The sequence below is a fragment of the Streptomyces sp. NPDC001406 genome (assembly GCF_042895285.1).
Classification (GTDB): Bacteria; Actinomycetota; Actinomycetes; order Streptomycetales; family Streptomycetaceae; genus Streptomyces.
Genome location: NZ_JBIAWG010000020.1, coordinates 1 through 17,036 on the forward strand (window position 1 = coordinate 1; position 17,036 = coordinate 17,036).

Consider the following 17,036-nt stretch of genomic DNA (forward strand, 5'->3'; position numbering starts at 1 on the left):
GTCGTACGCAACAGCGCCACGGGTGACCTGGAAGTCGTCACCGTCACCCCCGACAACGAGGACCGGATCCTCGTCCACGACGCCCACACGGCATCCCCCACCACCGCCTTCGCCCTCTCCCGCCTCGCCGACCCGGACACCCTGCACCACACCCCCATCGGGGTCTTCCGGTCCGTCGAGCGCCCGGTCTACGACACCGAGATGGCAGACCAGCTCGAAGCGGCCGTCGACCGGCACGGCAAGGGAGACCTCGCCGCGCTGCTGGCCGGCGGCGACACCTGGACGGTCCGCTGACCGGCCCGGCCTGTAACGTCTGCGACGACAGGCAGAGCGAGGGAAGCAGGGCGAGGCGATGGTCGGTATCGGGGACACGCTCGACGTGGCCGCCGCCGAGCACTTCACGCGCCCTGCTCCCAAGTCGGCGCAGGCCCAGATGCGTTTCCTGGTACGGCAGTTGAAGGGCACCCGGCAGGTGGCCGAGCTGCTGGGCGTCACGCAGCGCACGGTGGAGCGGTACGTCAAGGGCCAGCTGAAGCGCCCCCGCCATGACCTCGCCGAGAAGCTCGCGGCCGAGACCCGCAAGCGCTGGCAGCCGCGCGTGCGGGAACGGGCCCGTCGGCAGGCGGCCGCCACGGGCGGGATCTTCGTGTCGACACGCGCCCGCTTCGGCTTCACGGCGGCCCCCGGCACCAGCGACGACCCCCGGGTCCGCTACATCAACCAGGCCCTGCCCCCCGAGTACGCCTCCCGCCTCTTCGCCGCCCAGGACGCCGGCGCCCCCGAACGGCAGTTGCAGACCATCCTGGCCGAGGGCCTGGGCGAGATGTACTTCCGGGACCGCAACCGGCGCGCGGAGGGACTGTCGGTGGAGTTCACGGACATCCAGGAACTCGAACTGGGCTATTAGGGCCGCTACCGCGCTTCCGGAGCGGCGGCCGCGCCTGCCTCCGGAGCCGTATGGGGCACGAGGGATCCAGACGGAGTCCATTGCTCTGCTAGGCCGGGTTGTCACGATCTCCGGCAGTCCGTCGCACATCCGCGGCGGGATCCCACTGCCTGCTGGAGGCTGACATGGGCATTCGTGACACGAAGAACGCCATCGAGGGCAACTCCGAGAACCCGGAGGAGCTGGCGCAGACCCAGATCGCCGGCGAGGAGGAGGACGCCTTCGACTCGCCGAAGACGATCATGAACCAGATCTCCAACGCCTGACAGTCCAGACGGCTCCGCCGGCCGGGGAGCGATCCCGGAGCAAGCCGGGAGAACCTCACCGCGCCCTCCGGCCGGCGCCCGGACACGGAAGCCAACGGAGCCCTGGGGGTCGGGTTGAACACATCACTCGTAGAGACTCTGCGCGGCGAGGGCATCTTCGCCGACGCCTGGAACAAGGAATTCCGGATCCTCCGCGGCGCGGTCGATCCCGCCGGCTGCATCTCCTCCGCCTTCGTCGAGGACAGGCTGGAGGCCAGCCTGCTGCGCTGGCCGTACTTCTCCGTCCTGCGGCACGGAGCCGTTCCGCACGAGCGTGCCTACACCACGTCCCGCGACGTGATCGGGCACGAACGGCCCGGCTTCCCCGACCGCGCCGCGATCCACCGGCTCATGTCGGCCGGCGGCACCCTCAAGCTCAACCAGCTGTCCGACTGGCACCGGCCCACCCGCGCCCTCGTCGAGGAGTTCGAGGCGGCGGCCCCGGTCGCGGTGGCCTCGTACGTCTTCTGGACCCCGCCGGAGAGCCGAGGCATGCTGCCCCACCGCGACGCCTCGCACGTCGTGGCGGTCCAGCTGGAGGGCCGCAAGGAGTGGCAGCTGTACGCGCAGGAGGGCCAGGTGCGCGGCGGCGCGGGCCTCGACGTGGACGCGCAGGAGCCGACCCACACGTTCGTGCTCGAACCGGGTGACGTGCTCTACCTGCCGCACGGCTGGCCGCACGACGCGGTCGCCCGCGACGGTGACTCCTTCCACCTGACCTTCACCCTCACCGAGCCCACCCCCGACGATCTGCTCGAAGCACTCGCCACCCATCTCCTGGCGAACGACTGGGAGTTGGCCCACCGCTTCCACGCGACCACCCTGGAGGAGCGGACCGAGAACGTGCGCTCCGCGCTGCTCGGCTCCGCCCGCACACTCGACGACGACACCTGGGCGAACGCCGCCCTCACGGCCATGCGGGAGGTGACCGGATGACCATCACACTCGAGGACCTGGTCGGCGACACCGAGGTCTTCTTCCGGGACCACTGGGCGGCCCAGCCCGCGGTGTTCCGCTCCCGGGCCGACCTCACCGGTCTCATCACCGAGGAGGAGATGTGGGCGGAGGTGGACTGCGGGCTGCTGATCCGCCCGTACTTCACCTCGTTCGACGAGGGCGTGCGCACCGCGATCTCGGAGATGACCAAGCCGCGTACGATCGTCGGTCACAGCGTGCCCGGCTACATCAACCCCGAGCAGATCAAGCGGGACTTCGCGGCCGGCGGCACCTTCAAGTTCAGCCAGCCCGAGCACTGGCACCCCCGGCTGCGGGCGCTGGTCCGCTCCCTGGAGCCGGAGTTCCGGGCCGAGTTGGAGTCGTTCGTCTTCCTCTCCCCGCCCGGCAAGACCGCGATCGCGGCCCACATGGACGGCTCCCATGTGCTCGTCCTGCAGGTCGCGGGCGTCAAGGACTGGGTGGTGGGCCGGCTCGACGAGACGTCGACCAGCGACTCCGACCGTTATGCCGGCGGGGTGATCCCCTACGATCGCCGCATGGAGGTCACCCTGAGGCCCGGCGACGTGCTGTACATGCCGCACGGCACCCCGCACTCCGCCACCGCCCGGACCGGCAACTCCATCCACATCGCCGTCACCATCGAGGAGCCCAGCACCAAGGACCTCGCCAATGTGTTCCTCGCCGAACTGCTCGGGCACCCCGAGTACGAGGCGCTCACCGAGGAGCACCACAAGCTGTCCCTGGCCGAACGGCTGGCCCGGCTGCGCACGCTCGTGGCCGAGACCCTGGCGGCGGCGGACGCGGACCAGGTGCTCAAGCAGGCCGTACGACTGAAGGCCGAGCACCGCGGATGAGTGTGGCGCTGCGCCCGGTGACCGCGGCCGACCTGGACCGGTTCGACGCGGAGTTCGCCGGACCGGAAGGGCCCGGTGCTTACCAGTGGTTCGGCCACACGCCGACGGTACGGCTCCGGCGGCTGCTCGACGAGCGGGGACTGCTCGGCGGCGACGAGAACATGCTGTCCGTCACCGTCGACGACGTCCTCGCGGGGCGTGTCGAGTGGTTCCGCAGGGCGTGGGGCCGTGCGGACACCTCGTCCTGCTGGGAGATCGCCATCGGCCTCTTCGCGGCCCACCGCGGCCAGGGCGTCGGTACCCGGGCGCAGCGCTTCCTCGTCGACTACCTCTTCGAGCACACCCGCGTCGAACGCATCCAGGTGTGCACCGACGCCGACAACATCGCCGAGCAGCGCGCGGCGGAGAAGGCCGGCTTCGAGCTGGAGGGCCGCATCCGCCGCGCGCAGTGGCGCGCGGGGGCCTGGCACGACCAGCTCATCTACTCGGTCCTGCGCACCTCCTGAGAGGCCCGCGGCCTCGCCGAGGTGCCGCCACGTCTTTCCGACATCTTTCCGACATCTCTCCGACGTCTCTCCGAGCGGAGACACATCATGCGATCGCCCCTGCGTTCCCCCTTGCGTTCCCTGAACGCCCCCGCACGGCGGCTGGCCGTCCTGCACGGCATCGACGGGATCGGAGTCGGCCTCTATGTGGCCGGCTCCGCCGTCTATCTCACCCGGGTCACCGGCCTGACCGCGGCCCAGATCGGTCTCGCGCTCTCCGCCGCGGGGCTGACCGGCCTGCTCGCGTCGGTGCTCTTCGGCATCGTCGCCGACCGGATCGGCGCCCGCCCCCTGCTCAGCCGCCTACTGCTGCTGCTCGGCGTCGCGTACCTCCTCCTCCCCGCGGTCCACGCGGCCTGGGAGTTCGTCGCCCTCTCCGTGGTCATCGGCGCCCTGCAGTTCGGCACCGGCCCCTCCTTCATGTCCCTGGTCGCCGAACTGGTGCCGGAGAAGGACCGGGTGACGGCCCGCGCCGCGATCAGGTCGGTCGGCAACGCCAGCATGGGCCTGGGCACGCTGGCCGCCGCCGCGGTGATCGCGGTGGGCACGGACGGCGCCCTGCAGATCATCCCGCTCGCCAACGGAGTCACCTTCGTCGTGGCCGCCGTACTGGTGCACCGCCTGCCCGCCGTCGCCGCCCACCCCGCCCCACCGGCCGCGGGCCGCTTCACCGCCCTGCGTGACGTGCCGTTCCTGCGGGTCGTCGGGGTGAATGCCGTACTGGCCCTGCACGACTCGGTGCTGGCGGTCGGCATCCCCCTGTGGATCGTGGTGGGCACGGGCCTGCCCACGACCCTGACCCCGCTCCTCATCGGCCTCAACACCCTGCTGTGCGTACTGCTCCAGGTCCGCGCGGCCAAGGGCACCGACGACCTGCCCGGCGCCGCCCGCGTCGCCCGCCGCGCGGGCCTGGCCGGAGCCCTGGCCTGCCTCGTCCTCGTGCCGAGCGGCGACCTGACGCCCTGGGCCGCCGGAACCCTGGTGACCGCGGCCTTCCTGGTGATGACGGCCGCGGAGCTGTGGCACGCCGGCGCGTCCTACGGCCTCGCCTTCGCCCTGGCCCCCGACGACCGCCGCGGCGAGTACCTCGGCGCGTTCCAACTGCACCACGGGGTCCAGTCGATCGTGGGCCCGGCGGTCCTGACGTCGTTCATCGGCAGCGGCTCGGGCGCGGGCTGGACGGCGGTGGCGGCCCTCTTCGCAACGGCGGCCGTCCTGGCACCTCCGGCGGCTCGCAGGGCGGTCCCTCGTCCAGCTCCCGCGGCCGCCGCCGACGGCGAATCCGCCCCACAGGGGCCACCCGCACCCGACAACGAAAGCAGCACGAGCGGTGCGGATGGGAACCCACACCCGGCCGAAGGCCGGGTGCCCACCCACTGACCCGCACGGCACAACACCGCACCACGCCACACCGCACCCACCCCCGGAGGCCCCGCATGCTGCACCCCGCCGCCGGCCCACAAACCCCCGGCCCCTACAGCCGAGCCGACCTGACAGCAGGCCTCCGCTCCCTGGGAATCGCCGAAGGCGACACCGTACTGGTGCACACCGCGATCAGCGCCCTCGGCTGGACCGCCGGCGGCGGAGTCGCGCTCGCACGGGCGCTGCGCAACACCGTGGGTACGGCCGGCACCCTGGCCGTACCCACCTTCACCACCTATCTGACCGACCCCGCCACCTGGGTCCAGCGCCCGGTGCCCCGCACCTGGTGGCCCCGAGTCCGCGCGTCCCTGCCGGAGTTCGACCCGGCCGTGCACCCGGCCCAGCCCCGCCTCGGCCGCTTCCCCGAGGTCGTACGGTCCCTGCCCGGCGCCCGCCGCTCCGGACACCCGCTCTACTCCTTCGCCGCGGAGGGCCCGGCCGCGCGGGAGATCCTGGGCGCCCATCCCCTCCCCTACGGCCTGGGCGCGAACAGCCCCCTGGCGGGCCTGTGCCGGGCCGGCGCCAAGGTCCTCCTGCTCGGCGTCGGCTGGGACAAGGCGACGGTCCTCCATCTGGCCGAGCACCTCACGCCGTACCCCGGCCGCCGCAGCCACCGTATGGACGTACCACGTGAGACGGCGGACGGAGCCGTCCGCTGGGAGCCCAGCGACCAACTGGTCATGTACGAGGGCGACTACGAGCACATCGGCGCGGCCGCGGCCCGCGCGGGCCTGGTCACCGAGGGCCCGGTCGGCGCGGCCCGCGCCCTGCTCTGCCCCGCCGCCCAACTCGTGGACCTGGCCTGCGCCTGGCTGGCCCGCCACCGCGACCTGAGCGGCTGGCGCGTGGCCCCGAACATGACGGGAGTGACGCAGGCCCCGCCCACGGCCCTGTGAGTGAGAGAGGAACGACGAAGTCAGGACACGGATCGCCGGTGCTCGTGCCAGGCGAGGGCGGCGTGCTGCATGGGCTGTGCCCACGCGTCGCCACTCTCGGCGATCGACGCAGTCATGCGTCTACCTCTCTCGGTGTTGGCAGTAATTGACCAGTGGTGCCTTCGCTCGGCAGATCGAACTGCACCTCTACCGCCGGTACTTCGACTTCGTCGCTGCCGGTCGAAAGGGGGCTTCGAAGTTGGGCGGTGGTCTACGGTCGGCAAATGGCAGCTCTGGGCCACCGGCCGCCCCAGTGCGGCTTGGCAGACGCCGTCGGTTCTGGCCCGGATCCGCCAATCGACGACCGGCAGTGACGGCTGCGGTCGGCCGTTGGCTCCGCAGGCGCCTGGGGACGTCATCCGCTTCCGCGTCCAAGGCACCGATGAGACGTGTGACGTCCTGGTGAAGCGGGACTCCGCGGAGAAGGAAGCCCTCGCCGCTCCCGCAGCGTCGGTGAGACCGTGACGGGCAACTGACGCCCCAAGGTCAGCGGAACGCCCCGGAGTTGCGCGCCGCCCACGCCCCGAACGGAGCTGCCGCCCGCCCCAGCACCCGCTCCACGTCCCCGCTGATCCGCTGCTCCTCGGTGGTGGGCTCCCCGAGGATCGCCAGCGTGCCCTCCACGACGGGCGCCGGCAGGAACCGCGACATCTGGGCGTGCGCCTCCTCGCGGCTCTGCTCGACGAAGGCCACCGGCTCCCCGATCGCCTCCGCGACGGCCGCGGCCCGCTGCCGGGGCGTGGTCGCCTCGGGCCCGGTCAGCACATACGTGGCCCCGTCGTGCCCGTCCTCCCGCAGTACGGCGGCGGCCACCGCGGCCACGTCGTCCGGGTCGACGAAGGGCAGCCCCACCTCGGCGAACGGAGCGGCGGCAGTACGGTGCAGCCGTACCGGCTCTGCCCAGGCGAGGGTGTTGGAGGCCAGCCCGCCGGAGCGGAGCACCGTGTGTGCCAGCCCCGACGCGGCCACCGCGGCCTCGAACCCGGCGGCGTGCGCATAGACCCCCGGCCGTGTGCCGACGCCCTGCGAGGACAGCAGCACCACCTTGGTGACCCCGGCCGCGGCCGCCCGCTCCAGAATCCCGACCGGATCCTCCCCGGCGACGAGCAGGAACAGCGCCTTGGCCCCCTTCAACGCCGGCACCAGACTCTCCGGTTCACCGAGATCGGCGGCGGCGGCCCGCACTCCGTCCGGCACATCGGTCCGGGAGATCCGCCGGGCCACGGCGGTCACGGCCTCCCCGGACCCGGCCAGCATCCGGACCAGCGCCCGTCCGACGTTCCCGGTGGCACCCGTTACAACGATCACGGCCCCTCCATGTGAGTTAGTTGACTAACTAAGACGCTAGCCGCCCCCGCCCCCGCTGTCTATCCTCAGTCAGGTGACTGACTCAAAGCCGACCAAGCGTGAGCGCCTGGTGGCCGCCGCCGTCCAGGTGTTCCACGAGCAGGGCGTGGAGAAGACCACCCTCGGGGACATCGCCGGAGCCGCCGACGTCCCCCTCGGCAACGTCTACTACTACTTCAAGACCAAGAACCAGCTGGTCGAGGCCGCGGTGGACGCCCACTGCGCCCAACTGCACGCGCTCACGAGTCAGTTGGACGCCCTTCCCGACCCCGCCACCCGCCTCAAGTCGCTCATAGCCGGCTGGGTCGAACAGCGCGACGTCGCGGCCCGCTTCGGCTGCCCCTTCGGCACCCTGGCCACCGAGCTCGACAAGCGCGACGACGGCCTGGACCAGGCCGCCGCCAAGGTGATGCGGGCCCTGATCGACTGGGCCGAGTCCCAGTTCACCCTGCTCGGCCGCCCCGACGCCCACGACCTCGCGATCGAACTCGTCGCCGCCTACCAGGGCATGTCGGTCCTCACCAACACCCTGCGCGACCCGGACCTGATGGCCACCCAGGGCCGCCGCCTGCAGACGTGGATCGACACCCTCACCTGATCCAGAACGCCGGTACGGGCGCCGTACGTGCGTGGCCGAATCCCTTGCCACCACGTGCCGGTTGGTGCGCAAAGCAACGCCACCGGGCAGCACCGAGTGGGAGTATCGAGAGGCACTTGCGGCAGTCCTGTCACACCCGGCTGCCGTGGGGCAGGGCTGGGCGCATGAACGCCGAGGGGGAGCCCGCCTCACCTCCGCTCACTGACGACGGTCCTTCCTGTCCGCGTACGCATGGGGCCGTCGATGAGCTGGTATCAAGAGACATGGTGCACTGACTACGTGTTACCTGCCGCGGCCTGCGCTGTCATCGGCTGGCTGGGCATGCTGCGCCACTTCCACGGCAAGGGCAGACTTCTCGGCACAGCGAGATCCGCCGGCCTGTCCTTCGCCGTCCTGGCCCTGATGTGCGCGGCCGCCATCGGTACGGCCCATCTCCTGCCGCACCTCGCCTCGCTACCGCCGGTGACCGCGGGCGTGGCCACCGGAGCCGCCGCCGCGCCCCGCAAGAAGCAGGACGAGAACACCCAGCCGTACGTCAAGTTCCTGACGTTGGGCGTCGCCTGGCTGATGGAGCGGCTCGAATACCGGCTGCACAGTGACGGTCAGAGCTGGAGCGAGGCATTTTTGGCCGACTTCACGGAATCGGCGCCGCTGCGCATCTTCAACCACGACCTGATGCAGTACCTGCTGGACCGGCACCGCCAGCCGGCGCTCAGCAAGCAGATCACCGCCTGCTACGAGGACGCGAAGAAGGCGATCGACAGGGCCCTGGACGTCCGGGCGAGCACCGACATGGCGTGCCACGGCGACGGAACCTGGCTGTCACAACGGGAACCGACCGAGCAGGAGCGCTACGACTGCCGTTCGTCCTTCGGCGAGGCCCGGGCCCAGAGCGGGCACCTCCTCCTCATCGCCTATGTGCACGGCCGCCGCTCCGAGGCTCCCCAGCTGGAGGAACTGCGCGAGAAGGCCCTGCCGCAGGACGCCTACCACAGCGCCGCGCTGCCCGTGCAACGCCGCTACTTCGGTGGCCTGCGCGGCCTGCGCCGCAACCGCCGCTGAACCGTGAGGCACAGACAGGGACTAGGGTGCGGCGCGCCCCGGCCTACAGTCGTGACGTGATGCCGCTGTCGCGCACCGGCGATGTGCTGAGGCTGCTGTCGGCGGTCTTCGGGCGCGGGGAGAATCTGATCTCGACGTCGGCGCCGAGCGCTTCCGCGGCGGCAGCGAGTGTACGGACCGTCAGATTGGCGTCTCCGGACATGATCTGACTCACGCGTCCCGGACTCACGCCCATGGCCTTGGCCAGATCGGAGCGGGATTTGCCCAGGCCGGCCAGCAGGCCCGCCAGAGAAGCGGTCGCCTGACGCGCGAGCTGCGCACCGGCCAAGTCCGTTCGGTTCTCGCCTCCGGCGAAGAAGCCCATGGTGTCACCCCCAAGTCCCCGGACGGCAAGGTCTGTTGAGCCCGTCCGTGTTTCCAGGATGCCACCTTTAGCTCTAGCTAAAAACGCGGTTCCAGGAAAAAGTTCCGCAACCACCCTCCAGGGCACACTTTCAGACACCCTCTGACCTGCCCCGACCTCACCCACCGAACATTTCAGGCCGACCTCGGACATCACCCTGACGGCGGCTCGGGGCATGCGAAGAACCCCGGACCTGAAGGATCAGGGCCGGGGTTCTCGGTCGGAGCGCCGGGCAGGCCTTGCACCTGCATTTCCCCGCAGGAAGCGGGACGTCTTTCCTTGGACCACCAACGCATCGCGCGCTTCCCGGTTCGTCCGGGCGGCGAGCTCAAGATCGACTATACCGCACGTACGGCCATTCGATCTACAAGTCGCATGATCCGACCGCGATCGGCTCGGCTGCCGACCGGCCCGGCCCTCTCCGGCCTCTCTCGTGCACCTCTCTGGCCCGTCGGTGGTAACAGCTGTTACCATCCGGGTATGGCGAAGCCACAGCTCGGCGTACGCGTCGACCCCGAGGTCAAGCAGCTCGCCCAGGTCCGCGCCAAGGACCTCGGGCTGGACCTCGGCGACTACATCGCCCGTCTCGTCCGCGAGGACACCGAGGGCATCCGTGCCCGTGCCCTGGAGGCCGCCCGCCGCTTCCTGGACGAGCACCAGTCGGTCTTCGACGAGGCCGAGGACGCCGAGAGGGCCGGCGAGCCGGGCGCACCGGGGGCGCACGCCGCGTAATGGACCTGCACATCGACGTCCCCTGGATCCTTCAGGTAGCCGAGATCGCCGGCGCGGGCGACCCCGCCCCCGACGACTACGGCGTACCGGTCGCCGCCGTGGCCGCCCACAAGGCCGAACTCCTCCAACAGCCGGTCTACGACGGCCCGTACGCCCGGGCCGCCGCCCTGATCCACATCCTGGGCCGCTGCCGCTGGCTGGAGCGCTCCAACATGGCCGTGGCCGCGGCGACGGGAGTGATGTACCTGGAGGCGTCCGGCATCCCGGTCAAGCCCGCGCGAGAGGACGCGACGGCCCTGCGCGACCTCCTCCGCGACCCCACCTGCACCACCCGCAGAATTGCCACCCTGCTCCGCTCCTGGCCCGTGGTGACCTGACGGTGGCGATGAACCCAACGCATCCGCACCGCGCCCCGAGCTGGTGACTGTTACTCACTTTCGGGTGAGGGCCCGGATGGAGGAGGGCGGCCGGTGCCCGCGCGGTACCGGTCGAGTCCGGCGCTGACAAGGGACAACAACCAGCCAAAGCCCTAAACCGGACTATCGGCCACATAAATGAATATTACAGACAAACGTCACGGAACTGTGCGCGGTCTGTAACAGCCCTCGGGTCACCCGCCGACCGTGCCGCGCGGACCGGAAGGTGTGGATGTGCGGCCGCCCGGCCGCCACCCGCACCACGCACCCTGCAAAGGGGGACCCTGTGTCCGCTTCTGTTCTCGTGACCACGCGCCGTCTGACGGCGGCCGCTGCCGTGGCGGCCGCGGCCGTAGGCGCGGTGGCGCTGCCGGCGGCGGCAGCCGACCACTTGCCGAGGGGCTCGGCCGACCGAGTGGTCATCAGCCGTGTGCAGTACGACTCCGCGGGCCGTGGCGACCGCTCGAACCGCTCCCTGAACCGGGAATGGGTGGAGATCAGCAACAACAGCCGGTACGGCGTCGACCTCACCGGGTGGACGCTGTCGGACGAGGCCGGCCGCACCTACACGTTCCGTGGCTTCCGGCTGAACGGCCAGTCGACCGTGCGCGTCCACACCGGGTTCGGGTGGGACACCCAGAGCGACCTGTACCAGGGCCGGCGCTACGAGGTGTGGGACGACGACACCGACACCGCGACCCTGCGCAACGACCGCGGCCGCTTCATCAGCGCCGCCGCCTGGGGCGACCACCGCCGCCACATCGTCGACCACCGGCGTTACGACGACGACCGCCGCGACCGCCGCGACCACCGCCACTTCGAGGATCGCCGCATCGACGACCGCCGTCACGAGGGAGGCCGCGGCTGACGGTTCTTCTTCATCGGCTTCTTCATCGGCGGGGGGGGGGGGGCGCGCCGGGGGGGGGGGGGGGCCGCGCGGGGGGGGGGCGGCGCCCGGGGGGGGGGGGGGGGCGGGGGGGGGGGGGGGGCGCGGGGGGGGGGGGGCCCCCGGGGGGGGGGCGCCCCCCCCGGCCCCCCCCCCGGCCCCCCCCCCCCCCCCCCCGGCCCGGCCCCCCCCGCCGCCGTAATGCCCGGCCGGCCCTGCTGTCGGCCGTGGTGCCTGACGGGTGATCAGGCGACGACCTCCGTACGCGCTGCCCGCCGCGGCCGGCTGAACCGGCGCACCAGCGGAGCTTCGACCAGCCGGTAGAGCAGCCAGGACAGCACCACCGTGCCGACGGCCGCGCCGACCAGCATCGCGATGCCCTGCGTGGTGGAGTACATCTCCGTGCCGAGCTGCTTGCGCAGCCAGGACAGCGCTATGTAGTGCAGCAGGTAGAAGGCGAAGGAGATCTCGCCCAGCCAGACCATCGTGCGGTTGCGGAACAGGCTGAAGCGGCCCTCGATGTCCGCGGTCGCCGCGGCCGCGATCAGCAGCGCGATCGGGATGATCATCGCGGCGCGCTGCCCGTAGAGGTAGGGCACGTGGTAGGTGAGCCAGTACCCGCCGGCCAGCAGCACGAACGACGGGATCATGCCGATGTTGCGCCAGCGCCCGTGCTTGACCGCGAGTGCGACCAGGATGCCGAGGGCGAAGTCGACCATGCGGACCGGGGGCAGCACATAGCTGAACCAGTACGCGGAGACGGACAGGTCCTGGCCGCTGGGCACCAGCGGGGTCTTCGGGAACGCCGCGTACGCCACCGCCGGAGTGGCCCACACCGCGGCGATCGCCCCGATGATCCAGTACTTCAGGTGCCGGGCGTCGATGCGCCGGAAGACGGCCAGCAGCAGCGGGAAGCTCAGATAGAAGACCGCCTCCACGCCCAGCGACCAACTCGGCGAGTCCACACTGAAGTTGGTGAAGTACTTGGGCACCCACACCTGAACCATGAACAGGTTGGCGACGGCGATCCGGGTGGAGGTGTAGTCACTGGCGAACAGCACCATGGCGAGCACCCAGGCGACCACGTAGTTCGGGTAGATCTTGACGAACCTGCGGCGCCAGAACCCCGTCGTGGTGTCGTTGTCCCGCGCCGACCAGGTCAGTACGAACCCGCTGAGCACGAAGAAGAACGACACACCGAGCCCGCCGGCCTGGTCGAACCAGCGGAACAGCCGGAACTCGGTACGGTCGTCGGCCAGCAGCCGCAGCGGCGGTATCGGCAGGAAGGCGTGGTGGGCGAACACGGCCAGCGCGGCGAGGAACCGCAGGCCGGTCAGGGACGGCAGCCGGGAGATCTGGGCACGCTTCGGCTCGGCGGCTTCGGCGGCTTCAGCGGCCTGGGCACCCACACCGCTCTCTCCGGCCGGCGCGGAGCCGGTCAGTACTTGGTCTGTGGCCATGGGACTTCCGTTCTCGGGTGAGGTCCTGCAGCGATGTGGTCCTGCGTGGGGGGCGCGAACGGTGAGACTCGGCGGGATTGCATCGCTGTTTGTACAGACGCGCGCTCGTGGCTCACTCAAGGGTTGTTGAAGAGGGGACCTCGCACGGCCCGTGTTCGGCTCGACCGAATGGGGTTGACGGGACGCCAAAAATGGGTACTCTTCTGTTTCGCAAGGCTCCGAAGAAAAGCTTCGGAGGCCCCCGTTCCATCCTCGTAACGACGGCCTCGCCAAGAGGTTCGTCGCGTTGCCATTTCGGCGCGGAAATGATAGCATGGGACCACGAACAACGAAGAAACAAAGCGCCATGTGCGCATAGTCCTGGCGACCTGTGCCCGGGTGAGCGAAAGGCTCCGACCCGGGCTTATTTATGCCCAGAACAGGAATCTGATTGGAAGGTGATGAAGTGAAGAAGAAGCGCTGTGACCTGCAGAGACGAGCTGGAGGAGTCGCTGAACGTGTGGCGCGGATGAACTCGGTGACGGCATGGGTGGGGTTGATTGGAACACTGCTTGCCATTCTTGTGGGACTTTTTTCATCCGCTGGTCCGGTCGCTGTGAATGTGCGAGTCGACTCGCCCGTGGTAATTATTGACAATCAATTCACCCTGAAGAGGGAAAGTGTAATTCTGGATGTATCGCAGAAGAGGGGTGGATAGAGGATAGGGAATCTCCTCTCGAATATCTTCTCTCGATATGTCGCCGAGTTCCGCTCGGCGTTTTATTTTTGCCATTTTTCAGGCTGAGGTGGCCACTGGGGCAGCGCGAGCCCCTGGAGTCCGGTGTGACGTGAGTCACGGGAACCAGGGGCGCTCGCCCCAGCAGTTAAGGGGGGTGAGCACTCATATGCGTACCCGGGTACGGGCCGGGGATCCGAGCGCCTTCGCCGAACTGTTCGACAGCTACGCCCGGGCGGTCTACAACCATGCGTTCCGGCTGACCGCCGACTGGGCGGCGGCCGAGGACGTGATGGCGGAGACCTTCATGGAGGTCTGGCGGCTGCGCGACCGGGTCGAGGCCGGGGGCGGCTCCCTGCGGCCCTGGCTGCTCGGCGTCGCGACGAACGTCGCCCGCGGCCACTACCGGAGCAACCGGCGCTACCGGGCGGCAGCCATCTCCGCCGCCGAGGCCGAGACCGCGCTGCCCGACCACGCCGACGAGGTCGCGGGCCGGCTCGACGACCGCCGGCGCATCGCCGCCGCGCTCCGCGCACTCGCCCTGCTGCGCAGACCGGAGCGCGAGGTCCTGGCGCTGTGTCTGTGGGAGGGGCTGGAGTACACGGCGGCGGCCGAGGCGCTCGGGATTCCGGTCGGCACGGTCCGCTCCCGCCTCTCCCGGGCCCGCGTGAAGCTGCGCCGCCTCACCGAAGCCGAGCTGGCGGGACCGCCCGCCGAACTCGTGCGCGGAAAACGGGAACTCGGTCCGCCGGATCGCCAGACAAGAGGAGAACGTAACCACGCGATCCGGCCCGTATCGGAAGGAAACCGATGAAAGCGACCCCGTCCCGGCAGAGCCCGGCCGAGTGGGAAGAGAGCGCAACTCTCCTGCCTCCGACGGTGCGCGACCTGCCGACGGGCCGTCACCAGTTCCACAAGGAGCGTCTGATGGCTCGCATTCAGCAGGACATTCAGCAGGAAGACCAGCGGCAGGAGTGCACGACGACGGCGATGGCCACGGCCACCGCGCCGGGAGCCCGCCCGAAGACGGGCCGCTTCCGTCTGCCGCGCCCGGCGATCACGCTTCCCGCCCTGGCCTGCGTCCTGGCGGGCGCGGTGGTCGCCGTGTCGGTGATGAACGACGCCGACGGTGTCAGGACGGGCGGCGTCGCCGGCGGCCCGGCCCTCACCACCCAGCTCGGCACCCCGACCACCAAGGGCGTCCCGCAGTTGCTGGACCAGATCTCGCTGGCGGCGGCCGAGGTCCGTACCCCCGGCCTCAAGCCGGGACAGTACGTCTACATCGAGTCGAAGAGCGCCGATACCTATCCGCGGTACGACGGCGACAAGGTCTCCCTGGCCGGCCATGCGCTGCACAAGCGCCAGGTGTGGGAGTCCGCGGACGGCACCAAGGGCTGGCTGATCGACCCCGCCTCCAACGACGACCCCGCGGGCGAGACGCTGAGCCTGCCGGACGAGCTGGGCAACACTCCGCAGGCCACGCTCAACGCCCCGTCGTACGACTACCTGACCAAGCTCACCACGGACCCCGACAAGCTGCTGGCCATGATCTACAAGGCGTCCGAGGGGCACGGAAACAGCCTCGACCAGCAGGCGTTCACCACGATCGGTGACCTGCTGGGCGAGTCCTACCCGCCTGCCGAGCTCTACTCGGCGCTGTTCAAGGCCGCCGCGAAGATTCCCGGAGTCGTCGTCGTACCGGAGGTGAAGGACGCACTCGGCCGCCCCGGCGTGGCGGTGGCCCGGCTGGACGAGACCGGCGGCACCCGCGAGGAGTGGATCTTCGACAAGAAGACCCATGTCTTCCTCGGCAAGCGCGAGGTCCAGGTGAAGGCGACCAACGAGGACGGCGGCCTGATGAAGCCCGGCACCGTCAGGTACACCAGCGCCATCGTCAAGCGCGCGATCGTGGACGGCATGAAGCAGGTCCCCGGCGAGAACGGCTGACGCCCCCACCGCCCCATTGCTTCACCGCTGCCCCGGCCGCCCCGCAGAGGGCGTGCCGGGGCACCGGCGTTCCGGAAGGCGATTGCTTGTCAGATGCCGCCCGGCATGCCCTGGTTGTGTGAAGTTACCGGTGAGTTGTTTCACAGGCGGGTGACAGATCGTCAGCGCAACCGCAGGTGGGGTGCCCGACGTGGACTACTCACGTCGAAGACCACCGGCACTGTGCCGGACTGACCCAGGGGACAACCACTCATGCGTCTGCGTACCGCCACCCTCGCCACGGCCGCCGTATTCGTCGCCGGCCTCAGCCTCACTGCCTGCAACTCGGGCAATGACGACGCCAAGGCCAAGGACGGCTCCAGCCCGAGCGCCACGGCGTCGTCGACATCGACGGGCTCGACGGGCTCCGGCACCGGGGGCACGTCCACGGGCAAGCCGGGCGGCGCCAAGGCGTCGGCGACCGCGGCCGGCAAGGGGACCGGCTCCGGCGGAGGTGCCGTCGGCGCGTGCACCACCAAGACGACCACCGTCCAGTTCATCGCCTCGGCCTCGCACGCCAGCGAGTCGGAGCCGGCGGCCGCCACCGTCAAGGTCACCAACACCTCGGGCAGCACCTGCACCCTCGTGGGCGCGAGCACCCTGACCGCCAAGGACGACCAGGGCAAGGCCGCACCCATCGAGACCGACAACTCGGCCGCCGGCACCGACGCCGTCGACATCGCGGCCGGTGCCTCCGCCTCCGCCGAAGTCCTCTACACGGACCTCAACTTCGAGGGCAGCCAGTCCGCCCGCGAGGTCTGCGCCGTACAGGCCTCCAAGGTGGAGATCGCCCTCCCGAAGGACATCGCCCGCACCGTCAAGGTGACCAAGGCGAACGGCTCGGCCGGCGTCTTCAACGTCTGCACCAAGGACGTGAAGTTCGGGTCCTTCCACTCCTAGCCATGGAACGCCGACGACTGCTAGCCGCGATGGCCGCTCTGCCCACCGTGTTCGCCCTGCCCGCATGCTCGTCCGGCAACAGCGACACGGCCCGTCCACCGTCTTCCGGCCGGTCCTCGTCCAACGGCGCACGCGAGGCCGTCGAAGCGTATGTCGACGCGCTCAACAAGCGCAGCGCCGCCGCACTGATCGCGATCGGTGGCGTGCCGGACGGACAGTGGTCGCGGCGCGAAGCGGCGCAGATCCTCGCCGACAAGGGTGGCCGCGGTTGGACGATCAAGAACGTCCGGATCGAGTACGACATCAGCCCGGACGTCGGCTCCGCCCGCATCGAGGCCACGGACAAGGGCGGGAAGACCATGCGGGACACGCTCACCGTGATGCGGGAGAAGGGCGACTGGCACCTGGTCGTCTTCGAGCGAGCCCCCACCGCAACGGACAAGCCGACCTCATCCACAAAGAAACCGGCCTGACGGACCCTCGCCGACGGCGCCGGCCGGGCCCCGGTACCGTACGACGCGTACATGATCATGGGTGTGCCGGTGTCGGCGAGTGGGGAGCGGTGTC

The 17,036-nt window shown here is 70.4% G+C and carries 20 protein-coding genes and 1 pseudogene; 18 read left to right on the forward strand and 3 right to left on the reverse strand.

The window, feature by feature from the left end; genetic code table 11:
• The 8 genes and pseudogenes from ACFY1J_RS37675 to ACFY1J_RS37710 all read left to right on the forward strand — a co-directional run.
• Positions 1 to 294: pseudogene (locus ACFY1J_RS37675) on the forward strand (2-oxoacid:ferredoxin oxidoreductase subunit beta); the annotation flags it as partial.
• Between the two features lie 58 nt (positions 295 to 352).
• Positions 353 to 907, forward strand: a complete 555-nt coding sequence (gene tpg, locus ACFY1J_RS37680; protein WP_390713295.1) for a telomere-protecting terminal protein Tpg — start codon at positions 353 to 355, stop codon at positions 905 to 907.
• A 164-nt stretch (positions 908 to 1,071) separates the two neighbouring features.
• The gene (locus ACFY1J_RS37685) at positions 1,072 to 1,212 is read left to right on the forward strand and encodes a hypothetical protein (RefSeq protein ID WP_263217154.1); all 141 of its coding nucleotides are present in this window, start codon (positions 1,072 to 1,074) and stop codon (positions 1,210 to 1,212) included.
• A 114-nt stretch (positions 1,213 to 1,326) separates the two neighbouring features.
• Complete coding sequence (locus ACFY1J_RS37690) at positions 1,327 to 2,187, forward strand: JmjC domain-containing protein (protein WP_390713296.1); 861 nt, start codon at positions 1,327 to 1,329, stop codon at positions 2,185 to 2,187.
• The gene (locus tag ACFY1J_RS37695; protein ID WP_390732801.1) at positions 2,184 to 3,062 is read left to right on the forward strand and encodes a JmjC domain-containing protein; all 879 of its coding nucleotides are present in this window, start codon (positions 2,184 to 2,186) and stop codon (positions 3,060 to 3,062) included. Before ACFY1J_RS37690 ends, ACFY1J_RS37695 begins: the two co-directional genes overlap by 4 nt.
• A complete protein-coding gene (locus ACFY1J_RS37700; RefSeq protein WP_390732802.1) occupies positions 3,059 to 3,568 on the forward strand; it encodes a GNAT family N-acetyltransferase in 510 nt (169 codons plus the stop codon). Before ACFY1J_RS37695 ends, ACFY1J_RS37700 begins: the two co-directional genes overlap by 4 nt.
• A gap of 87 nt (positions 3,569 to 3,655) precedes the next feature.
• Positions 3,656 to 4,987 carry an MFS transporter gene (locus tag ACFY1J_RS37705; protein WP_390732803.1) on the forward strand — a complete coding sequence of 444 codons (1,332 nt, stop codon included), beginning with the start codon at positions 3,656 to 3,658 and terminating at the stop codon, positions 4,985 to 4,987.
• A 56-nt stretch (positions 4,988 to 5,043) separates the two neighbouring features.
• The gene (locus tag ACFY1J_RS37710; protein WP_390732804.1) at positions 5,044 to 5,925 is read left to right on the forward strand and encodes an aminoglycoside N(3)-acetyltransferase; all 882 of its coding nucleotides are present in this window, start codon (positions 5,044 to 5,046) and stop codon (positions 5,923 to 5,925) included.
• Between the two features lie 525 nt (positions 5,926 to 6,450).
• Here ACFY1J_RS37710 and ACFY1J_RS37715 read toward each other — a convergent pair.
• Positions 6,451 to 7,272 carry an NAD(P)H-binding protein gene (locus tag ACFY1J_RS37715; RefSeq protein WP_390732805.1) on the reverse strand — a complete coding sequence of 274 codons (822 nt, stop codon included), beginning with the start codon at positions 7,270 to 7,272 and terminating at the stop codon, positions 6,451 to 6,453.
• A 73-nt stretch (positions 7,273 to 7,345) separates the two neighbouring features.
• On the opposite strand from ACFY1J_RS37715, the gene ACFY1J_RS37720 reads away from it, so the two are divergent.
• Together ACFY1J_RS37720 and ACFY1J_RS37725 are read left to right on the forward strand one after the other, a co-directional pair.
• Positions 7,346 to 7,909: a TetR/AcrR family transcriptional regulator gene (locus tag ACFY1J_RS37720; RefSeq protein ID WP_390732806.1), complete on the forward strand. Its 564-nt coding sequence runs from the start codon at positions 7,346 to 7,348 to the stop codon at positions 7,907 to 7,909.
• A 279-nt stretch (positions 7,910 to 8,188) separates the two neighbouring features.
• Positions 8,189 to 8,971: a hypothetical protein gene (locus ACFY1J_RS37725; RefSeq protein ID WP_390713303.1), complete on the forward strand. Its 783-nt coding sequence runs from the start codon at positions 8,189 to 8,191 to the stop codon at positions 8,969 to 8,971.
• Positions 8,972 to 9,014: 43 nt separating this feature from the next.
• Here the strand turns inward: ACFY1J_RS37725 and ACFY1J_RS37730 are convergent, their stop codons facing one another.
• Entirely contained in the window at positions 9,015 to 9,335 is a 321-nt protein-coding gene (locus ACFY1J_RS37730; RefSeq protein ID WP_390713304.1) for a helix-turn-helix domain-containing protein, read from the reverse strand.
• 519 nt (positions 9,336 to 9,854) lie between these two features.
• Here ACFY1J_RS37730 and ACFY1J_RS37735 point away from each other — a divergent pair.
• The 3 genes from ACFY1J_RS37735 (at position 9,855) to ACFY1J_RS37745 (ending at position 11,390) form a co-directional block, all read left to right on the forward strand.
• Positions 9,855 to 10,106, forward strand: a complete 252-nt coding sequence (locus ACFY1J_RS37735) for a hypothetical protein (protein ID WP_390713305.1) — start codon at positions 9,855 to 9,857, stop codon at positions 10,104 to 10,106.
• Positions 10,106 to 10,483, forward strand: coding sequence for a fic family toxin-antitoxin system, toxin component (locus ACFY1J_RS37740; protein ID WP_390713306.1), 378 nt, complete (start codon positions 10,106 to 10,108; stop codon positions 10,481 to 10,483). Before ACFY1J_RS37735 ends, ACFY1J_RS37740 begins: the two co-directional genes overlap by 1 nt.
• Before the next feature lie 325 nt (positions 10,484 to 10,808).
• Positions 10,809 to 11,390: a lamin tail domain-containing protein gene (locus ACFY1J_RS37745; protein ID WP_390732807.1), complete on the forward strand. Its 582-nt coding sequence runs from the start codon at positions 10,809 to 10,811 to the stop codon at positions 11,388 to 11,390.
• Positions 11,391 to 11,653: 263 nt separating this feature from the next.
• Here the strand turns inward: ACFY1J_RS37745 and ACFY1J_RS37750 are convergent, their stop codons facing one another.
• Positions 11,654 to 12,868 (reverse strand): acyltransferase family protein, encoded by a 1,215-nt coding sequence (locus ACFY1J_RS37750; RefSeq protein ID WP_390732808.1) that lies wholly within the window; start codon positions 12,866 to 12,868, stop codon positions 11,654 to 11,656.
• Between the two features lie 445 nt (positions 12,869 to 13,313).
• Here ACFY1J_RS37750 and ACFY1J_RS37755 point away from each other — a divergent pair, with 445 nt between their 5' ends.
• From ACFY1J_RS37755 to ACFY1J_RS37775, 5 genes are all read left to right on the forward strand, one after another.
• Positions 13,314 to 13,565 (forward strand): hypothetical protein, encoded by a 252-nt coding sequence (locus ACFY1J_RS37755; RefSeq protein ID WP_390732809.1) that lies wholly within the window; start codon positions 13,314 to 13,316, stop codon positions 13,563 to 13,565.
• A gap of 187 nt (positions 13,566 to 13,752) precedes the next feature.
• Positions 13,753 to 14,397 carry an RNA polymerase sigma factor gene (locus tag ACFY1J_RS37760; RefSeq protein ID WP_390708417.1) on the forward strand — a complete coding sequence of 215 codons (645 nt, stop codon included), beginning with the start codon at positions 13,753 to 13,755 and terminating at the stop codon, positions 14,395 to 14,397.
• Positions 14,394 to 15,530, forward strand: coding sequence for a CU044_5270 family protein (locus ACFY1J_RS37765; RefSeq protein WP_390732810.1), 1,137 nt, complete (start codon positions 14,394 to 14,396; stop codon positions 15,528 to 15,530). Before ACFY1J_RS37760 ends, ACFY1J_RS37765 begins: the two co-directional genes overlap by 4 nt.
• Positions 15,531 to 15,782: 252 nt before the next feature.
• Positions 15,783 to 16,469 carry a DUF4232 domain-containing protein gene (locus ACFY1J_RS37770; protein ID WP_390708419.1) on the forward strand — a complete coding sequence of 229 codons (687 nt, stop codon included), beginning with the start codon at positions 15,783 to 15,785 and terminating at the stop codon, positions 16,467 to 16,469.
• A gap of 2 nt (positions 16,470 to 16,471) precedes the next feature.
• Positions 16,472 to 16,942, forward strand: coding sequence for a hypothetical protein (locus ACFY1J_RS37775; protein WP_390732811.1), 471 nt, complete (start codon positions 16,472 to 16,474; stop codon positions 16,940 to 16,942).
• Positions 16,943 to 17,036: the final 94 nt, after the last annotated feature.

Bases quoted from the DNA above. Each gene is read 5' to 3' on its own strand.
- tpg (WP_390713295.1), top strand. From the start codon at position 353: ATGGTCGGTATCGGGGACACGCTCGACGTGGCCGCCGCCGAGCACTTC.
- ACFY1J_RS37685 (WP_263217154.1), top strand. From the start codon at position 1,072: ATGGGCATTCGTGACACGAAGAACGCCATCGAGGGCAACTCCGAGAAC.
- ACFY1J_RS37695 (WP_390732801.1), top strand. From the start codon at position 2,184: ATGACCATCACACTCGAGGACCTGGTCGGCGACACCGAGGTCTTCTTC.
- ACFY1J_RS37700 (WP_390732802.1), top strand. From the start codon at position 3,059: ATGAGTGTGGCGCTGCGCCCGGTGACCGCGGCCGACCTGGACCGGTTC.
- ACFY1J_RS37705 (WP_390732803.1), top strand. From the start codon at position 3,656: ATGCGATCGCCCCTGCGTTCCCCCTTGCGTTCCCTGAACGCCCCCGCA.
- ACFY1J_RS37710 (WP_390732804.1), top strand. From the start codon at position 5,044: ATGCTGCACCCCGCCGCCGGCCCACAAACCCCCGGCCCCTACAGCCGA.
- ACFY1J_RS37730 (WP_390713304.1), bottom strand. From the start codon at position 9,335: ATGGGCTTCTTCGCCGGAGGCGAGAACCGAACGGACTTGGCCGGTGCG.
- ACFY1J_RS37735 (WP_390713305.1), top strand. From the start codon at position 9,855: ATGGCGAAGCCACAGCTCGGCGTACGCGTCGACCCCGAGGTCAAGCAG.
- ACFY1J_RS37740 (WP_390713306.1), top strand. From the start codon at position 10,106: ATGGACCTGCACATCGACGTCCCCTGGATCCTTCAGGTAGCCGAGATC.
- ACFY1J_RS37750 (WP_390732808.1), bottom strand. From the start codon at position 12,868: ATGGCCACAGACCAAGTACTGACCGGCTCCGCGCCGGCCGGAGAGAGC.
- ACFY1J_RS37760 (WP_390708417.1), top strand. From the start codon at position 13,753: ATGCGTACCCGGGTACGGGCCGGGGATCCGAGCGCCTTCGCCGAACTG.
- ACFY1J_RS37765 (WP_390732810.1), top strand. From the start codon at position 14,394: ATGAAAGCGACCCCGTCCCGGCAGAGCCCGGCCGAGTGGGAAGAGAGC.
- ACFY1J_RS37770 (WP_390708419.1), top strand. From the start codon at position 15,783: ATGCGTCTGCGTACCGCCACCCTCGCCACGGCCGCCGTATTCGTCGCC.
- ACFY1J_RS37775 (WP_390732811.1), top strand. From the start codon at position 16,472: ATGGAACGCCGACGACTGCTAGCCGCGATGGCCGCTCTGCCCACCGTG.